The organism is Lacticaseibacillus sp. YLM2-1, assembly GCF_056583465.1.
In genome coordinates, this window is the sequence record NZ_CM152617.1 from 552,571 (window position 1) to 567,423 (window position 14,853).

The 14,853-nt window shown below is 45.3% G+C and carries 20 protein-coding genes and 1 pseudogene; 20 read left to right on the forward strand and 1 reads right to left on the reverse strand.

Going from position 1 to position 14,853, the window contains the following annotated elements:
* Nucleotides 1-8 precede the first annotated feature (8 nt).
* From AC07KQ_RS02640 to AC07KQ_RS02660, 5 genes and pseudogenes are all read left to right on the forward strand, one after another.
* Nucleotides 9-296, forward strand: a complete 288-nt coding sequence (locus tag AC07KQ_RS02640) for a hypothetical protein (RefSeq protein ID WP_010493149.1) — start codon at nucleotides 9-11, stop codon at nucleotides 294-296.
* Between the two features lie 69 nt (nucleotides 297-365).
* Complete coding sequence (locus AC07KQ_RS02645) at nucleotides 366-698, forward strand: hypothetical protein (RefSeq protein WP_010493151.1); 333 nt, start codon at nucleotides 366-368, stop codon at nucleotides 696-698.
* Between the two features lie 514 nt (nucleotides 699-1,212).
* Nucleotides 1,213-1,656 (forward strand): ArpU family phage packaging/lysis transcriptional regulator, encoded by a 444-nt coding sequence (locus AC07KQ_RS02650; protein WP_010493154.1) that lies wholly within the window; start codon nucleotides 1,213-1,215, stop codon nucleotides 1,654-1,656.
* A gap of 513 nt (nucleotides 1,657-2,169) precedes the next feature.
* The gene (locus tag AC07KQ_RS02655) at nucleotides 2,170-2,823 is read left to right on the forward strand and encodes an Ntn hydrolase family protein (protein WP_003572221.1); all 654 of its coding nucleotides are present in this window, start codon (nucleotides 2,170-2,172) and stop codon (nucleotides 2,821-2,823) included.
* A gap of 250 nt (nucleotides 2,824-3,073) precedes the next feature.
* Nucleotides 3,074-4,071, forward strand: a pseudogene (locus AC07KQ_RS02660) (IS30 family transposase).
* A gap of 195 nt (nucleotides 4,072-4,266) precedes the next feature.
* Here AC07KQ_RS02660 and AC07KQ_RS02665 read toward each other — a convergent pair.
* Nucleotides 4,267-4,485, reverse strand: coding sequence for a CsbD family protein (locus AC07KQ_RS02665; RefSeq protein ID WP_003573729.1), 219 nt, complete (start codon nucleotides 4,483-4,485; stop codon nucleotides 4,267-4,269).
* Nucleotides 4,486-4,907: 422 nt separating this feature from the next.
* Here AC07KQ_RS02665 and AC07KQ_RS02670 point away from each other — a divergent pair, with 422 nt between their 5' ends.
* The 15 genes from AC07KQ_RS02670 (at nucleotide 4,908) to AC07KQ_RS02740 (ending at nucleotide 14,846) form a co-directional block, all read left to right on the forward strand.
* On the forward strand, nucleotides 4,908-5,738 hold the full coding sequence (locus AC07KQ_RS02670) for a GcrA family cell cycle regulator (RefSeq protein ID WP_020751441.1): 831 nt from the start codon (nucleotides 4,908-4,910) through the stop codon (nucleotides 5,736-5,738).
* A complete protein-coding gene (locus tag AC07KQ_RS02675; protein ID WP_012491052.1) occupies nucleotides 5,732-6,031 on the forward strand; it encodes a hypothetical protein in 300 nt (99 codons plus the stop codon). The genes AC07KQ_RS02670 and AC07KQ_RS02675 overlap by 7 nt, the downstream gene beginning before the upstream one ends.
* A complete protein-coding gene (locus AC07KQ_RS02680; RefSeq protein ID WP_010493173.1) occupies nucleotides 6,018-6,353 on the forward strand; it encodes a thioredoxin domain-containing protein in 336 nt (111 codons plus the stop codon). Before AC07KQ_RS02675 ends, AC07KQ_RS02680 begins: the two co-directional genes overlap by 14 nt.
* 140 nt (nucleotides 6,354-6,493) lie before the next feature.
* Nucleotides 6,494-6,805, forward strand: a complete 312-nt coding sequence (locus AC07KQ_RS02685; protein ID WP_003582149.1) for a transposase — start codon at nucleotides 6,494-6,496, stop codon at nucleotides 6,803-6,805.
* Between the two features lie 29 nt (nucleotides 6,806-6,834).
* Nucleotides 6,835-7,563, forward strand: coding sequence for a helix-turn-helix domain-containing protein (locus tag AC07KQ_RS02690; protein WP_003582147.1), 729 nt, complete (start codon nucleotides 6,835-6,837; stop codon nucleotides 7,561-7,563).
* Entirely contained in the window at nucleotides 7,560-8,438 is an 879-nt protein-coding gene (locus AC07KQ_RS02695) for an IS3 family transposase (protein ID WP_237740261.1), read from the forward strand. The genes AC07KQ_RS02690 and AC07KQ_RS02695 overlap by 4 nt, the downstream gene beginning before the upstream one ends.
* 78 nt (nucleotides 8,439-8,516) lie before the next feature.
* Entirely contained in the window at nucleotides 8,517-9,347 is an 831-nt protein-coding gene (locus tag AC07KQ_RS02700; RefSeq protein ID WP_003605691.1) for an IS3 family transposase, read from the forward strand.
* Between the two features lie 681 nt (nucleotides 9,348-10,028).
* Nucleotides 10,029-10,307: a hypothetical protein gene (locus AC07KQ_RS02705; protein ID WP_289420789.1), complete on the forward strand. Its 279-nt coding sequence runs from the start codon at nucleotides 10,029-10,031 to the stop codon at nucleotides 10,305-10,307.
* An 11-nt stretch (nucleotides 10,308-10,318) separates the two neighbouring features.
* The gene (locus tag AC07KQ_RS02710; RefSeq protein WP_003572355.1) at nucleotides 10,319-10,585 is read left to right on the forward strand and encodes a hypothetical protein; all 267 of its coding nucleotides are present in this window, start codon (nucleotides 10,319-10,321) and stop codon (nucleotides 10,583-10,585) included.
* Between the two features lie 18 nt (nucleotides 10,586-10,603).
* Nucleotides 10,604-10,780 (forward strand): hypothetical protein, encoded by a 177-nt coding sequence (locus AC07KQ_RS02715; RefSeq protein WP_003572358.1) that lies wholly within the window; start codon nucleotides 10,604-10,606, stop codon nucleotides 10,778-10,780.
* Nucleotide 10,781: 1 nt separating this feature from the next.
* Nucleotides 10,782-11,009 carry a hypothetical protein gene (locus AC07KQ_RS02720; protein WP_480156591.1) on the forward strand — a complete coding sequence of 76 codons (228 nt, stop codon included), beginning with the start codon at nucleotides 10,782-10,784 and terminating at the stop codon, nucleotides 11,007-11,009.
* A 42-nt stretch (nucleotides 11,010-11,051) separates the two neighbouring features.
* On the forward strand, nucleotides 11,052-12,293 hold the full coding sequence (locus tag AC07KQ_RS02725) for a hypothetical protein (RefSeq protein WP_480156592.1): 1,242 nt from the start codon (nucleotides 11,052-11,054) through the stop codon (nucleotides 12,291-12,293).
* A complete protein-coding gene (locus AC07KQ_RS02730) occupies nucleotides 12,271-13,830 on the forward strand; it encodes an immunoglobulin-like domain-containing protein (RefSeq protein ID WP_480156593.1) in 1,560 nt (519 codons plus the stop codon). The genes AC07KQ_RS02725 and AC07KQ_RS02730 overlap by 23 nt, the downstream gene beginning before the upstream one ends.
* 9 nt (nucleotides 13,831-13,839) lie before the next feature.
* A complete protein-coding gene (locus AC07KQ_RS02735; RefSeq protein WP_480156594.1) occupies nucleotides 13,840-14,259 on the forward strand; it encodes a single-stranded DNA-binding protein in 420 nt (139 codons plus the stop codon).
* An 8-nt stretch (nucleotides 14,260-14,267) separates the two neighbouring features.
* Nucleotides 14,268-14,846, forward strand: a complete 579-nt coding sequence (locus AC07KQ_RS02740) for a hypothetical protein (RefSeq protein WP_480156595.1) — start codon at nucleotides 14,268-14,270, stop codon at nucleotides 14,844-14,846.
* Nucleotides 14,847-14,853 lie beyond the last annotated feature (7 nt).

Sequence of the window (14,853 nt, forward strand, 5' to 3'; positions counted from 1 at the left end):
GACATAACATGGCTAATAAAGTGGAAAGGGAGTCGAATTCGACCCCCTTAACCAAGAAACAGAAAAGCTGTCAGTATTGCCAAGAGCCGCATAAACCTATTGAAGCAGAAGATGGTAGTTTTCTGCGAATAGGTATGTCTGGTGGGAACTGTTGGGACGGAGTTCATCCTGAAAAAATAAATGGTGCGGCAATACACACCTGCACCGCAGTCGGATTTGATAACGCTGAGGTTGATGAACCGATTGCAATCAATTATTGTCCGATGTGCGGACGTAGGCTGGAAGCAAAGCAATGATTGCCGTCATCTTGCTCATCGCAGTTGCTTCAATATGGGCGTGGGCTAACTGGGAAAGAGGAAAATGAAATGAATTCGTTATTAATAAAGCTACTTATTTGCGCGGTTATTACTGTAGTCATATGTGCATACTTCTTTTGGCTGCTTTTTGATCATTTTGTTAGCAATAGGCGCAGCAAGACGGTTCAAATTGGCAGCACGGTCTTCATCGTCAGAATTGGCAAAAAGCAATATGTATCTTACTTCAGCAAATGTAGCAAGGAATTTAATACATCAAGCGAAATTGATTCATCTAAACTATTTGTGCTAAGGCATGACGCTGAAGCTGCTGCAGAAGTTTCTGGCGGGATTGTATTAACCTTGCCAATCAACATTGACGATCCAAACGAACTTAAATATTAGCAGGAATAATCCTGATTCAATGTAAATAAAAAGCGCGCCTGATGAGGGACGCGCTGGAGGCCAGACGTACGATTGAGAGTAAATGAAATCAAAGATTAGGAGTTGGCCTCCAATGACAGTATAGCAAACGCACATGTTGAAAGTACATTTAAAAGCATCAAAAAAGCGCGCCGGGTGTTGACGCGCTCTGGAGGCCAAACGTACACGTGATTGATAGCAAATGGAATCATTTAAAAGGAGTTGGCCTCCGTATGCAGTATACCAAAAAGCGCGTCACATAAGCAACGCGCGGGAGGTGCTTGAATCAGATTGTTCCCCCAACTTATAAGGTTAACACGCATAAGAAAGCATCACCAAAGGTAGTATAGCAAAAGTCGCCCTGGATTAACAGGACGACTCAGTCTAACAAATCGAATTATTTGAACAGCAGGTATATCACAAAAAACAAAAGCGCACCACGAAGGCACGCTTATCCTACAAACCCAACCAAATCATACCATAAGGAGTGGACGCAGTGGTGCGAGCAACGAGATATTTTAGCCCAATTGATCATGATAAAACAATTGAAAACGCCAAAGAGGTCTTGGGGAACTACTGGCATCACAAGCGGCTCGCTCAACGCACCAAAATAGCGCTCAGAAGTCCCGTGATGGACGGCATGCCTAAGTCACCTAGCTATGGAAATAAAGCCGAGGACAAGCTCGTATCGCACGCTGACGAGCTGTACTATATAGCGTGCTGTGAAGGCGCTATTGAATCTATAGAGAATGAAGACTACCGGATCATTTTAGTTGAGAGCTATCTGACTCCAAAGACGACACGTAAATCCAGCCTTCAGTTAGCCGCTCACTTGCATGTTGACCGAACGACCCTTTGGCGACAAACACAAGAAGCTCTCTATGCTTTTGCTGAAATATGTCCGCTAGTGAAACTAGATGCAACATCCGTGCAACAATGATGCAACAAAAAACACGCTTTTCTGCCTTATTATGTTATTGTGCCAAAGGTGAGAAACCTGAGACACCGCGTTTTTCCTCCGAGCCTCAGTGATGATAAAGCTGTGGCAAGGCGTGGCAAATGGACTGGCTGAGATAGTCAGGCGGGTTCGATTCCCGCATGCCACATTGCCAAACTAAGGCGTAAAATCTGAACTTTGGCAACCCGACCTGATAAAGAAGTGCCGCTTAAAATATCAGGAGGTGCGTTAAAAGACTAATGCTAGGATACCCAAATGTGTGATATGGCATTTGTCGTCTATGTCTAGCGGCTTGGCATAGAACGAGGCCGAAGAAACGAGATGTTGTGGGACCAAATCCCACCGGCCTCATTGTCCAGTTTAGCGACCGGACACAGCTTGCGATGACCCCATCTGACACTGGGAGAGCGAGCAGCAGACATATGAAGCACAGATATCACCTCAATGTAGTATTCCAGTTCACGCTGGGGTACTATTTTTTTGAGGTGATTAGAAATGAGCTTTATTTCTGGATTTTTGACTAAAGACTTTTGCTCAATTGTGGCAGATGGAAGAATGTCTCAAGGAGCAAAAACGGTTGGGGAAAACTATAAAAAATTTATGTTAGCCGAATCAAACATTTTGATTGCAACTACAGGAAACGCTCAAGTTGCTGACATAATAAAGGACTTCATAAAGCGATTACATGTTCAAAGCAACGGAGCTCAGTTAAACTGGCAACTTTACGTAAATGTGATCCAACAGTTTGTTAAGGAAACGTTAAAGGAGGCAAAAGACATAGATGGAAATTGCGTAAATCAAATTGTTGTTATTTGCGGAGTTAATGGTAACAAAATCATGGCTTTGGCATTTGGACAAACTGACGCAGGTTATATTCAACGTGAGTACTTGCCTGAGGAAAATGAGCAAAAGTTCTTTACTATGACTCCTCCAGGTGTGAATCCAGATGCCGTCACTAAGGAGTTCATCTCGATTACCAACAAAATCGAGATTAGAACATATAGTGACATAGTTATAGTTCAAAGCAAATTGCAAGATTATGTGGCAGAAATCGATTCGGGAAAATCAGTTAATACACATAAGATGGGGATGGGGGCGAGGATAGACGGAATCAACGGAAGATTTAAAGAATGGTCCTCTGGTAATTAAACTACCCGAGTTTTTAGACTCGGCCGGGGATCACTGCCCAGAGATTTCGGGTGGGAAAGTTGATATTATTTGGCTTTGACGCTTCGGCGTCTTTTTATTTACACGAGCACTCCGCCAAACGGTGAGGTGCTATTTTTATGCGACGGATTTACAATTCAAGTGCAACAAACTAGTCAAATAGAAAAGACTCATCGCCTGAGTCCTTGTAAAATGGAATCACCACAAGACCAACTACAAGGAGAACTCGACTATGAGTCCGTACATCCATCTTACCTTAAAAGACCGTGAATCGATACTGCTTGGTATCTCTACAGGCAAAACTCTTGATACCATCGCCAAAGAGATAGGTCGTTCCAAGAGTACAGTCAGCCGTGAAATTGCACGTAACGGCGGCTGGCGGAGCTATTCGGCAGCCACCGCTCAGACCGCTACCGGCGGGTTCGCTTGGCTAGCAGGCGTCCTCGGATCCTCGATCGACCGGGGACTCGTGACGCTGTCATTCGATATATCACGGTGCTACATTGGTCGCCTGAGCAGATTGCCGGTCGCTTGTCACTAGAAGGCAGTCCTATTCGCATCAGCTATTCGACTATCTACAGAGGTATCTACCTAGATAATCTCGGCGTTCCATTGAAGAGCCATGGTGCTCGCGGGCTACCAAGGCTGCTTCGACACCGAGGCAAGACGCGCAAAATCAAAGGCACCATAAATGAACGCCGGGGGCGCTTCAATGACGTGCCATCAATTCACGACCGACCCCGGTCGGCAGAAAATCGCAGCTGGTTTGGTCACTGGGAAGGCGATACAGTACGCGGTAAAACAGGACACTCTGCATTAGTAACATTAGTTGACCGTAAATCACGCTATCTGCTTTCGAAGCGAACGGCCAACGCAAAAGCTGACACTGTTAGAGACGTCATGATTGAGCTGCTTGGTGCCTTACCAGCTAACCGAGTAAGAACAGTGACTCCTGACCGTGGAAGGGAGTTTGCCCGGTACAGGGAGCTGGCAGAACGCCTGAATACAAAGGTCTTCTTTCCTGACCCACACGCGCCTCAACAACGAGGAACTAACGAAAACACCAACGGACTGATTAGAGAATACTTTCCCAAGAACACAGACCTAGACCTTCAGAGCGACCAGGAAATTGAGACTTACATTGAACAACTGAATAATCGACCACGCAAGGTCTTAGGCTGGAAGACGCCATCAGAAGTCTTCATGGGTAAAAAGTTGCACTTGAGTTGACAATTCGTCGCAACAAAAAACCTCCAGCTACCCAGGCTGAAGGCATGCATGAGGGAAGTAAATGTGATTGCAAGGGTGGCTTGCCTTGCACGATCAGTATAGCAGATGAGTTTATCAAATACGTAAAGCTCTGGTACCGGATTTGTACAGGTTTAAAAAAGCAACAAAAAAGCCGACACTTTGCCGGCCAGTTAATTAGTCTTTTTTATCTGTGCTGAGCTTGCTTTTCACATCATCTACTGTGTCTTTAACAGCATCTTTGGCATCATCAAGCTTTTCCTTGGCTTTACCAAGTATGCCTTCTGCTTTGCCCTGTGTTTCGCGAGCTTTATCACCTGTTACTTTGCCTTCAACTTCTTTTGCTTTACCGGAGATCTTGTCCTTGGTGCTGTCGACTTTACCATCTAAACTCATAGATATTACCTCCTTTTAACATCAATTATCATATAAGCTTATACAAAGTGCAACAAAAAAGCCCTCAGAGACCAGTCCAAGGGCCAAAAGGATGAAAAAACGAAACGTATGTGTGAATAGTAGCAATTGACTTGGAGGAGAACGGCTACTGCTCACGACTACATAATAGCACATTCCTTGTATAAGTATACTAAAAAAGCCCTCGGTTGGGGGCCGAGAGCTAGAAGATTAGGGTAGTACCGAGGAGTGAAAATGAGTATTTATCTGGAACAATTTAATTTTAGCTTATTGAAATCTTTTAAGCAACAAAAAAGCTCTCGGGGCCGAATCCGAGAGCCACAGGAACAACGGAAGTTCTTTATCAGAAAGTAGAGCAGCGTCATCAAACTGCTCACGGCCATTATATTTCGGGAGGCGAGTAGATGCAATGGACAGATGAACAGATCGGTGACATTAGGAAGCTCGCCTCTGAAGGCTTTACAAGACGCGAGACAGCCGACAAACTTGGAATTAGCTATGATGCGCTTCAGGGAAAAGCAAGACGGCTTGGGATCGAGTTCCAGAAGCCACTGAAAAATGAATACGATTCAGACGGCACAAATAGGGAGACACCGTCCGCTGACAGAAAAGTCGCTCTTAATGCTGATGGTAGTCAAACAGTCACGGCCTTAATGAGACTCAAGCATGAGCCAAATAAAGACCCACGAACTTTGATGGAGTTGTGTGGATACGATCCTGATAAGTTCGAGATGGTCTTAGGCGACTACAAAGTGTATGAGCAGCATAGTACCGAAGACGACACAGTTCCGCAGTATAGCATTCATATTCGCGTAAAGCCGAAACAAGGCTTATCGATAAATGAAATGGCTGAAGCGTTCAACGACAAAATCATTCCGGTCAATTACGGCATGAAGAAATCGGGCGATCGCAACTTAGTCATCCCATTGCCTGACCTGCATTTTGGCTGGACAACATTCGCCGATCTAAAAGACATGGTGAGTCAACTTAGAGAGATAATCATGGACGGCTACAACGAGATTGTGATCGAGCAATTGGGAGATCTATTCCATAGTGATCAGATTCATGTAACACAAACGGTTAGAGGAACGCAACTAGATCACGCAAACATGCGTCAGGCATTCCATGATGCTGTGAAGTTGTTTGATCAGATTATTCCGCTGGCAATTGAATATAGCAATCACGTCTCAATGACAGCAATTTGGCAACCGACTGGCGCTGTGCATACTTGCTAGGGCATGTTGGCATTATGCTCGCACACGGAGATGTAGCCAAGAACAAACTGACAGGACTTTTTCCATTTGAGTACAAAAAGATATTCAATATGGCAAAAACATACGAACTTCACTCAGGCCACTATCATAGCGAGCGGTTTAAAGATGATCGTGGCATTATGTGGCGCCAGCTTGGAACAGCAAAGCCAAATGATCCCTATGAGATTAAGAATGGCTTCACCACGGGCAAACATCTGCTGTATGCGTTCGTTTATGACGACACGCGATTGAGGTGTACTTATGAACTCAACTAATGCGATGAAGCGAGTCGGGTACGGATATGTAAGCCACACAGAGCAAGCAATCATTGAGAAACTATCGAGAGAAGAGAAACACATGCAAGCAATCATCTACACAAAGCCACACTGCCAAAAGTGTCGGCGAACAGTATTCAAGCTGTCACGAGTCATGCCAGTGCAAACCATCACAGCAGACGCGGACGACTACGAGCGGTTCCGCAAGCTAGGCTATCGTTCAATGCCAGTCGTAACAATCTACGAAGCAGACGGCACACACGATGAATGGTGCGATTTAAGGGTTGATAAGATCAAGCAGTACACGGAGGGAAACATATGAACGGAAAATTAATTTACTTGGTTGATAAGGATGAGTATATATTCATAACAACTATTAATTGGCAAGAATGTCAATGGCTCCTATGCTGTAATTACGGACAAAAATAGTTTGTGCGATAATTGACAGATGAGGAATATTTTATGACCAATACAGCTATTCGCTACACCCCCGAATTTAAGCAAACCTTGATTGATCTTCATGAAAAAGGACACTCATTCAAAGAACTACATGAAGAATACGGTCCTTCCTTAGACACTATTCGCAAATGGGTTCAGGCGGCCACTGTCATTGCCATTGATCATCAAGGTACTGCTGTGACCAACGAACAGTTCAAGCAACTTCAAAAAGAAAATCGCCGTTTGAGGGAAGAACTCGATATTTTAAAACGAGCGGCGGTGTTGCTGGCAAAGCGTTGGATATACTCCTTCTTGGGTAGACAAGCAAATAATTAAAGCTTGTCTTCCTAGGGAGGAGTTTTTGTATGGGCCGAAAGGGTTCCAGATACACGCTGGAGGAGAAATTATTCTATATTGGTCTGGTTCGTGAGGGTGGCTGGGCACCTTGGGCTGTCCAGCGAGAATATGGTGTTAGGCATAATCAGGTTCGACAATGGCTTGAACGCTTTGAAGCAACCGGTGTAGACGGCCTCAAACCCAGAAGCGTTCATCAGAAGTATGCTGAGGAGTTCAAATTAGAGATTGTTCAGAAATATCTTGCGGGGCATACATCGTACCCAGTACTAGCCCGAGAATATGGTATCCCCGACAATAGCGTTATTGTTCGGTGGGTTTCCCTGTATACTAGTGGTCAACCATTACAAACCACTGGGAGGGCCAGACCAATGAAGGACGGACGCAAAACCACACAGATTGAACGTATCGAGATTGCACAATGGACCATTGCCAATGACTACAACTACGGCGCAGCGATGCAGCAATTCAAGATCTCCTACGGGCAGGTATACGCCTGGGTCAAGAAGTTCAAGCAAGGCGGCGAATCTGCCTTGGAAGATCGGCGTGGCAAGGCCAAGAAAGACAATGGGCAACTGACTGAGATCGAGCGTCTGAAGCTCGAAAATAAGCGACTACAAGCGCGACTGGTCCATGTGTCAACGGAGGCGGCAGTACTAAAAAAACTCCAGGAATTGGAAAGAAGGAATGCCGGTCAGACGAACAATATCAGACCATTCAACAACTTGCACAAGAAGTGAACCCAGACGCAGGCAAGCTCTACGGTATTAGCAAGGCTTGCCGGATGATGGGCGTCTCAAGAGCAGCCTACTACAAGTGGACACATCGTAAAGTGACCGTCCATGAGCAGGAGAATCAGGCCATCCGGGACTACATCATTGAGCTCGAAGAGAAGAATCACTACGTCTTCGGCGTTAAACGGCTCATGACGTACATCAACGCGGAGACGCAATACCACGTGAGTCACGGCCGAGTTCGCCGAATCATGCTGTTGGCAGGTATCCGCGCCTCCATTCGTGTGGCAAAGCGTGACCGTCAAGTGGAGAAGAAGGCGTTTCTCCTCGTCAATAAGCTCTACACCGTCAACATGGGGCACGCCTTCCACCCAGTCGCTCCTAACGTAGTCTGGGTGACCGACTGCTCAGAGATCACCTACGGCAAGGACAACAAACAGAGGCTATGGCTAAGCGCCGTAAAGGATCTTCATGACCACAGCGTGATTGCTTGGTGCGTAGCACCGACAGAGACGGCTGATTTGGCTACTAAAACAATGAAACTGGCCATCGAGAATAACGATGGTATCAAGCCTGATACCGTACACAGTGATCAGGGCACGGCTTACACAAGTAGCACCTATAACACGTTCCTGGCGGGCGAAGGTATCACGCACAGCATGTCACGACCCGGGACACCAGGTGATAACAGCCCGATGGAGAGCTTGTGGAGTCACCTCAAGATCGAGAGATTTTCCTTTGAGCACTGCTTATCGGAACTAGAAATGATGAAGCGTATTGAGGCGGCAATCAACTGGTATAACAACGAACGCCGCCAAGAAACACTAAACGGCATGACCCCGATGACATACCGGAATCATGCCGTAAAGAAAACTGCATAGGCACTTTAATTATTTCACCTGTCTACTTGACGCGGACCAGCGCCGTTGATTCATAGCGGCCGAAAGGCCGCTCTTTTTATGATTCAAGATCAATTGAGCCGGGGGCACCGCATCACAGTTATTCTCCGAGCGTTACGGATCCCTTCGAGTACCTACTATGACTGGTTAAAGTGGCATCCTAAGTCACGAAATCGCCGCCGAATTAAGCTTAAAGAGCTGGTTCAGGTTCTTTGGCAACGTCGAAAATTTTACGGATACGTGCGGATTGCTAAACGCATTCGTAAATTACTTAAATGCCGCTTAAGTGACCGCACGATTTGGAAAGTCATGCGTGAATTGGGGATTCAATCGACAATGTATCGTAAACGCTCTAAAAAGCCTACCACAACAACTGACATGCCACAAAAACCTAATTTAATGCGACACCTAGCTGACTTGTCTGAGGTCGTGACCACCGATATCACCTATATTCAACTGATCAACCAAAAATGGGTTTACCTTGCAACAGCGTATGATCCAAAAGCGAGAAAAGTCTTAGCTTGGCAAGTGGGTCAACAGATGACACAAGACCTCGCGGTCGCACCGATTCAAGCGTTAATTCACCAAGGTTATACTTTTAAGATGGTGCATAGCGATATGGGTAGTCAATATACCAGTCGTTTATTTGAGACAACATTGACAGATGCGCACCTGCGTCACTCATATTCGCGCAAAGGCAAACCGGCTGATAACGGGCGGATCGAAGCCTACCATTCGCTATTGAAACGAGAATGGGTCCGGCTGGATCAGATCAACTATGAATCAATTCTAGACGTCACTGAATCCATTGCTCGTTACAACACCTTCTACAATCATGATCGCGAGACCAACGGTCGCGGTGCTTGCAAAAGAAAGTCAGCAGCTGCATAAGTAACCTTTCAATAGGCGCACAGCCCTGGGGAAAGACCAGATGCCAGGGCTTGTTTGTAGTCTCTCTTGCACGTTAAACAAGATTAAACGCTGATAAAAGATCTGATAATGCGTGAATTTAAGTGACAACCATACGCATTCGGCAGAACCGGACAATTTTTGTCCGGACCATTGACATTCTTGCCCTTTGTCAGGTTACTAAGGAACGCCCCTCAACATTGGTGCGCCGGTTGATTGCTACTGAGAAAAGACTTTATGATTCAGGCTTTTTACCGTCCTACAATTCAAAAACTGAAAAGTGAGGGGAGATTAAGATGTTGTGGCTGATTTTCAAATGCAGTTTCTGGGTATTACTAGGCTTTATCTTTTTGTGTGAGCTTGCAGCTATTCGGATTAGCGGATTGTGTTCTCGTGAAGAGGAACGACAGGAAGCTCTTGAAAAACATCGTCAACAAGCAAAAAGCGCGCCCTAGGGCGCGCTTTTCTTAGGTATTAACGTACCTCCATTTTACCAAAGTTGTGCTCTGTTGCGCAATTTAATGGTGTGTCGCTGGACAACAAATGCCGCTACTGGGAAACGTGGTTCGATTCCACGAAGCGGCCTTGGCTAACGCCAAAATAATGAACGCCAAATGCCAGCTAATTGCAGGTGTTTTTTGCGCTAAAGAAAGGAGACTGAACATGGCTGAATCTGTAGGTATTTGGTTACATGATCGCAATTTGAAGTTAATTTCGAAAGATCGTGATGCTCCTTCTTATCGAATCCAAGCTTCATGGGTTAAGGACCACACGGATTATCCAATTAAGCCAGGTATGACAGTGGTGATTGGCAATATAAAGCCGCTTAACCAGCTGAAAAACGTTTTGGTTCTAAAGGTGGGGTCAGCGGAATTAAAAAGAGACGGCAGTTTAGTGATTAGCGGAGAGCGCATTAAGTCCGTTCCTAAAAACTTGATATAGGAGGTGATCGTATGTTCAATTTGGTTCTTCAAACAAAAGACATCAAGGAAGCTAAACGGAAAAACGGCCTTCTTGAAATTAGATTTCCACATCCAAAGGAGAAAGCCTTGATGCTGAAACTACGGCATGCCGTATTAAGTATCGAAACGGGGTGGCCTATTCTGCCTGATACAACTTGTATTGGTGAGATTGTGCGGGTGTTACCAAGTAAAGATCGCGTGATCGTGGCTTATGTTCGCCCGCAAAACGGTTTTCAGCGATTTGTTGAGTCGCATTAAAAATAAGGAGGTGTCGTTATGGCAATTAGTAAGGCACAAATGAACAATCAGAAACAAATGCTAACGGAGATTTTGAAACAACAAAATCTCGCATATGAAGACTGGCTTTACCAAAGAATGACTGATGAGATTGAGAGCCATCGAAAACTGATTCTACAGGCACTCAAGAATCTCAATATGAAAGAAGGACATTAATATGCAAGGAAAAGTCATCGCTTTATTGAGCGCTATTTTAGGTTTTATTATTGCCGTTGCCGGCGGCTATGCGGCAGTCAAGTTTGGCTTAATGGGTATTGCTCACATGACCAAGGATCAACAGAAAATCCGCGAGGCGCGTGATGGTATGACCAATGTTGCTATTGGGCTGATTGTAGTTATTTTCGCTTCTGCCGCAGTTGCTTGGTTACAAGGCTTGGCAGGTTAATTCGGTCTGAATAAGCCTCACTCTAAAAGAAAGGAGAAGGCCGTGTACGCTAAATTTGAATGTTCAAGAAAGTTGCGTCAATTTCTAAAGAAAAAGAGACAACTGTCTTTATCCGAAGCCGAAAAGATGATTAGTGCGGCTGACGATTATGCGATTCAACATCACTTCAAGGAAGATGTGAACTTCAAAATTATTGGTCAGGACGGCATTGAGTATGAAGATAATCTTCCAATTGGCACAGGACAAGGCTGGCTGCATAACCTTCTCTTGATTCTAGATCATGCCTACCAAACCGTCTTGAGTGATCAATCGCCTGAAGCATTTAAAGCATTTTCCGACCGAGTTAGACAGGAACTAACGATTGAGGAACAGCCAAAAGCAGTCCAAGAAACCTTGCCAGTAGTTGCTCGTCAAGAAAAGGCTCATCATCTCAAACCAATTGTCTCCAAAGAGGAAGAAGCAGTACGTAAAGCGGAAAGCTCAGCGCCAGCTGCTGCAAAGCAAAAACCGCAAAAATCAAAGCCAGTCCCGTTACGGCGGCAGGCAAGAAAGAAACCAATGTGGCAATTTCCACAATTGAAGCGGCCAAAAATAAGGTTATCTGCACAAATTATAAAGCGCTTTGTGCTAGCAGCAGCAACGATTCTAGTCGTTGCTATTTTTATGCTCTTTTTGATGAGGCCAAAGCCTGTGCCGAGTTATCAAACGCTTATTCAGAATGCTTCTTACGTTCAAGCTGCAAAGCTTTATCCCAGTAAGCATCGCGATATTGAAGCCAGGTTAGTCAAGGATAATGATGAAAAGGCACTAGCTGCGTTTGTCCAAAAGTACCCATCAAATAATGGCCGTTTCGATTTGGCCTATATGCAGAAGAAATTCTCGACAGTTATCTCGGTAAGCCAAGATGCGGATCTAACGGCAGTTAGAAAGGTAAAACTAGCTATCAGTTATATTTACCAGAATCAACCAGAGAATGCTTTAACCATCAATTCAGAAATAAAGAGTCCACAACTGCAACAGCTGATCTTTCTCGCGTTGATTCATGAGGGGAAGTTGGATCAAGCGGCGACACTTGCGAAATCCATGAACAATAAAGATGCCGACAAAGTGCTTGAAGTTGGTAAGACCTATCAGGCTGCCTATGAGAAGGCTAAAGCGGACGCAAATAATTCAAAACTCTCTGAAACAGATCGGAAACAAGCACTCAAAGATCAGCACAACTGGTTAGCACTCAGAAAATCATTAGGAGGGAAGAGTCCCTATGAAGAATCAACAAACGAATAATAAGAAACGTCATATCATCATCACAACAACAGCCGTTGCGCTACTAGGAGCTGGTGGCCTTTGGGCTGCCACACAAGCACATAGTGATCAACAGGCCACTCACACCTCGTCTTACCAGAAAAAGATGCAGAAGCCTAAAGCATCCAAAGGTAGCCAAGCTAAGAAGGAGAAGGGCAAGAATACAGTCAACGATATTATTGACCAGGCCCTAGGAGAGAGTAGTACCTCAACTTCAAATGAAGATCATGCTTTCAAATCGGCAACCAACAATATCTTGGATAGTGATCCAATTGTGACTATTGCGAAAGCCTTAGATACGCCAGCAGCAAAAGCATCACTGGCGGCAGCAACGGCGGCAGTTGAACCACCAAAGGCTTTAAATGACAATAGCGATGATACGGCTAGCGTAAAGCCACTGACCAATGACACAACAGACACGTCACAAACTGATCAAGGTAAAACTAACGATGATGGCAAAACGCCGACACCAGTTAATCCCATAGAGCCGGTTGACCCAGACAAACCTGTCAATCCAATTGCACCAGTCAACCCGGACAACCCAGATAATCCTGGTAACCCAGTTGACCCGGTTAATCCCGTTAATCCTGTTCAACCGGAGCAAAATACTGCCCCTGTTTTAAATGTTCCGGAGGATCAAACGGTTTCGCTGTCACATAATGGTACTTTTGATGTGCTAAATGGCGTGACGGCTTCGGATAAAGAGGATGGCGATCTTACTAAGGCCATTAAGGTGACGGGCAATGTTGATCTAAGCAAAGAGGGGACGTACACCCTGACCTATTCGGTAACCGACAGTGCCGGTCAAACGACCAGTGCGAAGCGCGTGATCACGGTAGCCAATGATTTGCCAGTTATCAGTGCAGACGATCAAACAATCGAAGTGGGAACTTCATTTGATCCCTTGGCAAATGTCACGGCAAGTGATGTGCAAGATGGTGATTTAACAAAGGATATTAAGGTTACAGGCAACGTTGACACAACTAAGTTAGGAACGTCTCAACTGACCTATAGCGTGTCAGATCATGATGGTGGACAAACAACCAAGACCATTAACATCACGGTTTATGCTAAAGACGCCAGTTTTTCAGGACTTGATGCACTGACGGTTCAACAAGGATCAACGCCAGATTTGCGCAAAGGGGTCTCCGTTAGTGATCCATATAGTGCGACTCCTAGTGATTTCACGGTGACAACATGCGATACCAAAACACCAGGACAAAGGTCGGTTACGTACTCGTATGTTGATAAGTGGGGCCATGTGACGACCCAGGATCGTGTCATTAATGTGATTGCTGAAAAGCCAGTTTTCAAAGGGTTACAAGATCAGACCATTAAACAGGGGGATCATTTTGATCCCATGACCGGTGTGAGTGCAACGTCAACTAACGGCCCAGTAACAATTTCCTATGAGGGTGAGGTTAATACGCAAAAGGCAGGTCGTTATACGCTGACTTACACAGCAACTGATCAGAACGGACAACAGGCTGAACAGACCATTGTGGTCACAGTGGAATAGGAGGACATCATGGAAGACATCAATAGTGTTCAATTATCAGGAACCGTCATAACCGATGTGAAACACCGCCAAAATCAGGATTTTCTAACCGCTTCTACCTATTTGGAATGTGTTCGGGATCATCAAGACCACACTAAGAAGATCAATGTTCCCGTTAAACTTTACAATGAAACCGCCGCAGATTTCGTTAAGAACGTTAATCTGGGTGATCGTGTTTTGATCACTGGCCGCTTTGACGCCAGTGTGTTCAGTGAGGCACCAGGGCAATCAACGACCAGATACTTCATTATGGCCGCCAGTTTCGTCAAAATCGTCAAAGAGGCCGCGCCAGTGGTTGATGATCAGCTAACTAACCCACCAAAGGCGGCAAATGACACGCCCATAGATTCATCGAACTACAGCAATGTATTACCAGGAGGCTTCAACTAGGAGGAAAAATGCGAGCGATAAAAACAATTTCCAGTTTTACCAGCGATGGCCTCGATGACCGTGTTAATGAAACCACCCGATACCTGATCTCGGCCGGTTATCAGGTGATTGGCATATCGGTTGCAGGAGAGTGGTGTAAAACAGCAACGATTATCTATGAGACGGGGGTTTCAGCCGACCAAATGAAGCCAATCACGTTGCGGCAGCACAGTGAGCGTGCGATTGGGCTAATTGTAAGCCTGTTGGCACTGGTGTTACTGTATCATGCACTGCCCGCTGCTTTATTGACGCAATCCCAGTTATATCAATTTGTTCTTACAGCAGCTGCGCTAGTATGTGCGGTCTTTTTTGTACAAAGCTTGCGCGTCATATTCCCTCGATGGGGCATCATGATTGGACTGCTCGTTTTGGCGGCCTACGCACATGTTCTCGAACAAGACATATATGGGATTAAAGAGCATCCACTGATGTTAATTGTCATGACGATCATCGTGGCATTAGCACTCTACGTGCTTAAAATCGCTTATCGAAGGTTTAGAAAGGTATATTGGCGATTTGTGGAATGGATGGCAAGTCGTCATGAATAACAGGTCG